General features: G+C 67.8%; 6 protein-coding genes. 5 read left to right on the top strand and 1 reads right to left on the bottom strand.

Features of this window, described 5'->3' with window-relative positions:
• Window positions 1-46: 46 nt before the first annotated feature.
• On the bottom strand, window positions 47-1,570 hold the full coding sequence (locus AB7O82_RS37030) for an AMP-binding protein (protein ID WP_428552930.1): 1,524 nt from the start codon (window positions 1,568-1,570) through the stop codon (window positions 47-49).
• Between the two features lie 62 nt (window positions 1,571-1,632).
• On the opposite strand from AB7O82_RS37030, the gene AB7O82_RS37035 reads away from it, so the two are divergent.
• The 5 genes from AB7O82_RS37035 to AB7O82_RS37055 all read left to right on the top strand — a co-directional run bounded on the left by AB7O82_RS37035 (window position 1,633) and on the right by AB7O82_RS37055 (window position 5,348).
• Entirely contained in the window at window positions 1,633-2,766 is a 1,134-nt protein-coding gene (locus AB7O82_RS37035; RefSeq protein WP_428621783.1) for an NAD(P)/FAD-dependent oxidoreductase, read from the top strand.
• A 115-nt stretch (window positions 2,767-2,881) separates the two neighbouring features.
• Window positions 2,882-3,115 carry a hypothetical protein gene (locus AB7O82_RS37040; protein WP_428621785.1) on the top strand — a complete coding sequence of 78 codons (234 nt, stop codon included), beginning with the start codon at window positions 2,882-2,884 and terminating at the stop codon, window positions 3,113-3,115.
• 270 nt (window positions 3,116-3,385) lie between these two features.
• On the top strand, window positions 3,386-3,613 hold the full coding sequence (locus AB7O82_RS37045; protein ID WP_428552939.1) for a hypothetical protein: 228 nt from the start codon (window positions 3,386-3,388) through the stop codon (window positions 3,611-3,613).
• Window positions 3,614-3,711: 98 nt separating this feature from the next.
• Window positions 3,712-4,545 carry a DUF692 domain-containing protein gene (locus AB7O82_RS37050; RefSeq protein ID WP_428552941.1) on the top strand — a complete coding sequence of 278 codons (834 nt, stop codon included), beginning with the start codon at window positions 3,712-3,714 and terminating at the stop codon, window positions 4,543-4,545.
• Window positions 4,542-5,348: a DNA-binding domain-containing protein gene (locus tag AB7O82_RS37055; protein WP_428552943.1), complete on the top strand. Its 807-nt coding sequence runs from the start codon at window positions 4,542-4,544 to the stop codon at window positions 5,346-5,348. The genes AB7O82_RS37050 and AB7O82_RS37055 overlap by 4 nt, the downstream gene beginning before the upstream one ends.
• The last annotated feature ends 105 nt before the right edge of the window (window positions 5,349-5,453 follow it).

Here is a 5,453-nt window from a genome sequence, read left to right on the forward strand (position 1 = left end):
CTCAGGATGAGGTGGTCGTTGGCCAACGCACGCCACAATGAAACCGCTAGTCCAGCAACTTGCGCAGCTCGGTCTTGAGGATCTTCCCGTAGTTGTTCTTGGGCAGGGCCTCGACGAACTTGTAGTCCTTGGGGCGCTTGAAGCGGGCGATGTTGTCGAGACAGAGCTGGTCGAGCTCGCCCGGCGCCGGCGTCTTGCCCTCGCGGGCGACCACGAAGGCCACCACCTCCTCGCCCCATTCCGGGTGCGGGCGGCCGACCACCGAGCATTCGGCAACGCCGGGATGGAGGTTCAGCACGTCCTCGATCTCGCGCGGATAGATGTTGGAGCCGCCCGAGATGATCATGTCCTTGGAGCGGTCCTTCAGGGTGAGCAGCCCCTCCTCGTCGAAGGCGCCGACATCGCCGGTCCACAGCCAGCCGTCGCGCAACGAGCGCGCCGTCGCCTGGGCATCGTTCCAGTAGCCCGCCATCACCGTGTCGCCCTTGACGATGATCTCGCCGACCTCGCCCACCGGAAGCTGCCGGCCCTCCTCGTCGACTACGCGCACCGTCACGCACGAGTCGGGACGGCCGGCCGAGGCCAGCCGCTGCTCCCAGCGCGGATTCTGGCGGTCGGCATGCATCTCGCGGCTGAGATGCGTGATTGTCATCGGGCTCTCGCCCTGGCCGTAGAGCTGGCAGAGCTTGTTGCCCAGGAGGTCGAGGGCGCGCTTGAGGTCGGAGACGTACATCGGCGCGCCGCCGTAGGAGACCAGGCGCAGCGCCTCGGGCCGCAGATCGCCGACACTGCCGTGCTCGATCAGCCTCTTCACCATCGTGGGCGCGAGGAAGATGCTGCAGTCCGGCCAGCGGTTCATCAGCTCGACCGTCTCCGGCACGTCGTACTTGCCACTTTCCGGAAAGACCTGGACCGCGCCGCGCGCGAGCGTTGGAAAGCTCCACAGACCCGAGCCGTGGCTGATCGGCGCGGCGTGCAATATGGAGCCGCCGGGCGACGGCCGGTCGACGTCGGCATAGTAGTTGAGCGTCATCGCCAGCAGGTTGCGATGGGTGAGCGTGGCGCCCTTCGGTCGGCCGGTCGTGCCCGAGGTGTAGAACAGCCACGCCGGATCGGTGGGCTCCGAGTCGACCAATGCCGCCGGATCGCCGACCGCCATGAAGGTGTAGGACCGTGTCGTCACGTCGACGATCTCGCGCAAGCCAGGCGCCTCCCTGGCCGCTTCGGCGATGGTGTCGGCGAGGTCGGGCGTGACGAAGCACAGCCGGGCCCCCGAGTTCTCCAGGATGAAGGCGAACTCCCGAGCGTGCAGCTTGGCGTTCATCGGCACGGCGCACAGGCCGGCGTGCCAGATGGCGTACATCACCTCGATCGACTGCACGCAGTTCGACATCGCGAAGGCCACGCGATCGCCGCGCTCGAGCCGGAAGCGGGTCGTGAGATGCATGCTCATCACCGAGGCACGGCGCCAGAGCTCGCGAAAGCCGAGATGGCGCGAGGCGCCGTGCGCGAGCGCCGGCATATCGCGGAATTCGCGGGCTGAACCCAGGAGCAGATTGGCGATGTTCATGGCAGGCAGGTCCGTCGGGTCGACTATTGCAGGGCCGGCAACGACCTTGCAATGTGAGGCGCATGCAGCATTTCGATTTCGCCGTCGTCGGCGCTGGCATCGCCGGGGTTTCCGCCGCCTATCACCTCGCCCCGCACGCCAGCGTGGTCATCCTGGAGCGCGAGCACGCCGCAGCCTACCATACGACCGGTCGCTCGGCGGCGCTGCATTCCGAGACCTACGGCAGCGCCGAGATCCGCGCCATCACCGTTGCGTCGGGCCGTTTCTACCGCAAGCCGCCAGCGGGCTTCACCGACCATCCCCTGCTGACGCCGCGCGGCGCCCTGATCGCCGGCCGCGCCGAGCAACAGGCCGCCCTGCAGAAGGCCGCCACCGAGTACGCCCGACTGGTGCCGAGCGTGCGCTGGCTGGACCCGGCGGAGACGCTGCGGCGCCAGCCGCTGCTTAAGCCCGAAGCAGCCTCCGGTGGCGCCATCTTCGAGGAGGCCGAGGACATGGACGTGGCAGCGATCCACGGCGGTTTCCTCAAGGGCGCGCGGGCCGCAGGGGCGGTGCTGCGCCTCGATGCCGAGGTCACCCGTCTCGATCGCAAGGACGGACGCTGGACGATCTGCATGCGCGACGGCGAGAGCGTGACTGCGGCCACCATCGTCAACGCCTCGGGCGCCTGGGCCGACGTTCTTGCCGGCCTGGCCGGTGCAGCGCCGGTGGGCCTGGTTCCCAAGCGTCGGACCGCCTTCACTTTCGACGCGCCGGCTGGCCTGGATCTCGCACACATGCCGATGGTGATCGACTTCGACGAGACTTGGTACGTCAAGCCCGAAGTCGGCCAGTTCCTGGGCTCGCCAGCCGACGAGACGCCGTCGCCACCGTGCGACGCGCAGCCGGAAGAGCTCGACATCGCGATTGCCGTCGAGCGCATCGAGACGGCGACGTCGCTGCAGATCCGGCGCATCAAGAACAAGTGGGCGGGCTTGCGCAGCTTCGTCGCCGACAAGAACCTGGTGGTCGGTTACGACCCCGTCGTCGCGGGCTTTTTCTGGCTGGCCGGCCAGGGCGGCTACGGCATCCAGACCGGCGAGGCGGCGGGCCGCCTGGCGGCGAGCCTGGCCCTGGGCCGCGGCCTGCCCAATGACATCGCCGATCTCGGTGTCGCCGTGGCAGCCCTCTCACCGGCGCGGTTCACACAGCGGTGATCCGATCTTCACGTCTCATCGCCAAGCGCTGACTTCCCGTTGGGGGCCGGGCGAGTCATGCTCCGGACGAAACGCCGAACGGCGTTTCGCGAGGCGTTCCAAGAGGGAGTGAGACATGACCAGGAAGGCTCTTATCGCGACCGCGACAGCGATCTTCGCCGCCGGCAGCTTCGCGACCACCGCCCAGGCCGGGGTGAAGTGCAGCGGCGTCAACTCGTGCAAGGGCACGAGCGCGTGCAAGACCGCGACGTCGGCCTGCAAGGGCCAGAACGCCTGCAAGGGCCAGGGCTGGACCGAGACCGCCGACGCGAGCAGCTGCACCACCAAGGGCGGCAAGGTTACGCAGTAGCTGTTCGAGGCCTCCTCCTTGGGAGGTCTCATGGCCGGGAGCGCGCCACTCCGATGGCGCTCTTCTCGTTGATTACACATCCCATGAGCGCCATCGGAGTGGCGCGCTCCCAGCAATGATGACGTCGTCGCCGACCGCAGCACCCTTTCCTCACAGAAGCGTGACCCTATCCCAGCAGATCGGACCCTTCGGAGCTCGCGTAGAAGAGATGCAGGCTCGCTCCTGCCGCGCTGGCGCTGGGCCATCGCGTGCCTGACAGGGAGAACGACGATGATCACCAAGCGTAAGCTCGCAGTCACTGCCGCCACCGTGTTCGCGGTCGGCACCTTTGCCGCCGCGGCCCAGGCTCAGGTGCCGTGCACGGGAGCCAATGCGTGCAAGGGCCAGAGCGCGTGCAAGACCGCCAAGTCCTCGTGCAAGGGACAGAATGCCTGCAAGGGTCAGGGATTCGTCATGACCGGCACCTCGTTCGAATGCACAGTCATCAAATCGAAGTGACCGGGCTGCCGATCCAATCGGCGTCCGAACACCGAGTCGCAGCGGGCGCTCCGGGAAAACCGGCGGCGCCCGCCCCGCTTTCGCGCTAAGGTGACGCCATGCCCAATGGCGATATCGGATTCGGCCTCGGATTGAGGCCCGAGCACTACGAGGAGATCGCCGCCAGCCCGCGCCAGGTCGACTGGTTCGAGGCGCTGTCGGAGAACTACATGGTGCCGGGCGGCGGCCCGCTGCATTGGCTGGACCGCATCCGCCGCGACTATCCGGTGGTGCTGCACGGCGTGTCGCTGTCGATCGGCTCGATCGATCCGCTCGATCGCCGCTACCTCGACGAGCTCAAGGACCTCGCCGATCGCGTTCAGCCGCTCTGGGTCTCCGACCATCTCTGCTTCACCGGCCTGCGCGGCATCAACATGCACGATCTGCTGCCGCTGCCCTATACCGAGGAAGCACTCGATCACGTCGCCGAGCGCGTGCGCGCCGTGCAGGATCACCTCGGCCGGCGGCTGGTGCTGGAGAATGTGTCGAGCTACGTCACCTACGCCGCCTCCGAGCTCACCGAATGGGAGTTCATCGCCGAGCTGGCGCGGCGGGCCGATTGCGACATCCTGCTCGACGTCAACAACGTCTATGTCAGCGCCTTCAATCACGATTTCGACGCGCGCACTTTCCTGCGCGCCATGCCGCGCGAGCGGGTGCGCCAGTTCCATCTCGCCGGCCATACCCACAAGGGCACTCACATCATCGACACTCACGACCATCCGATCGTCTCCGATGTGTGGTCGCTCTACGAGGAGGCCGTACGCCTGTTCCCCGGCGTGCCGACCATGATCGAGCGCGACGCCGACATCCCGCCCTATGCCGAGCTGGTGGCGGAACTCGACATCGCCCGCCGCCTGGCGGCCGGCACGCAGCGCGAGGCCGCCGAATGAGCGCACAGGCCGGCAACAATGCGGGGTCGCTGGGCGACCTGCAGCGCGGCTTCCAGGATTACCTGCTGGCCAGGAGCGACGGCTTTGAGGCCGCCGTGCGCGACAGCCGCAAGGCCCGGCGCGCGACCCTGCTCGATGTCTATCGCGACGGCTATGCACTGCGCCTGATCGAGGCGCTCGCCACCGACTATCCCGGTCTGATGGCGATGGCGGGCCCTGCCGACTTCGACCACCTGGTGCGCGCCTACATTGCGCGACATCCCTCGCACCATCCCTCGATCCGCTGGTACGGCAAGGACCTCGCCGCGTTCATGGCCAGCACGCCGCCCTACGACGGCAGCCCGGCTGCAGCCGAGATGGCGCGCTTCGAATGGGCGCTGGGCGAGGCCTTCGACTCGCCCGACGCGACGCCGGTCAAGGCCGTGGCCCTGATGGCTCTGCAACCGGAAGCATGGGAAACGCTTTCCTTCACCCCCCTGCCCTCACTGCGCCGCCTGCGCCTCGCCTTCGAGGTGCCGCAGGCCTGGCAGCGCCGCAGCGAGGTCGAGCCTGGCAACCTCGAGGTCGCGCGTGCCGCCGAGCCCGCGATTTGGGCGATCTGGCGCCCCGAGCTCGTCTCCAACTTCCGCTCGCTGGAGCCGGACGAGGCCGCCATGCTCGACGCGCTTGTCGAAGGCCGCGCGTTCCCGGACCTCTGCGAGGCGGTCGCCGCCTTTACCGGCGAGGATGAAGCACCCGCCCGCGCCGCCGGCCTGCTGCGGGCAATGGTCGAGGGCGGCATGATCGCGGGCTTCACCCACTGAGCCAGCGGGTGACACGTGGCGCCGGCGCCAATATGGTCCAGCCGCCGCCCGCTTGATGGAATGGCCGACATACGAGACTTAAGAACAGTTTTCTTTAAGCTGTGG

Source organism: Reyranella sp., assembly GCF_050185545.1.
Taxonomy (GTDB): Bacteria; Pseudomonadota; Alphaproteobacteria; order Reyranellales; family Reyranellaceae; genus Reyranella.

Bases quoted from the DNA above. Each gene is read 5' to 3' on its own strand.
- AB7O82_RS37030 (WP_428552930.1), bottom strand. From the start codon at position 1,570: ATGAACATCGCCAATCTGCTCCTGGGTTCAGCCCGCGAATTCCGCGAT.
- AB7O82_RS37035 (WP_428621783.1), top strand. From the start codon at position 1,633: ATGCAGCATTTCGATTTCGCCGTCGTCGGCGCTGGCATCGCCGGGGTT.
- AB7O82_RS37040 (WP_428621785.1), top strand. From the start codon at position 2,882: ATGACCAGGAAGGCTCTTATCGCGACCGCGACAGCGATCTTCGCCGCC.
- AB7O82_RS37045 (WP_428552939.1), top strand. From the start codon at position 3,386: ATGATCACCAAGCGTAAGCTCGCAGTCACTGCCGCCACCGTGTTCGCG.
- AB7O82_RS37050 (WP_428552941.1), top strand. From the start codon at position 3,712: ATGCCCAATGGCGATATCGGATTCGGCCTCGGATTGAGGCCCGAGCAC.
- AB7O82_RS37055 (WP_428552943.1), top strand. From the start codon at position 4,542: ATGAGCGCACAGGCCGGCAACAATGCGGGGTCGCTGGGCGACCTGCAG.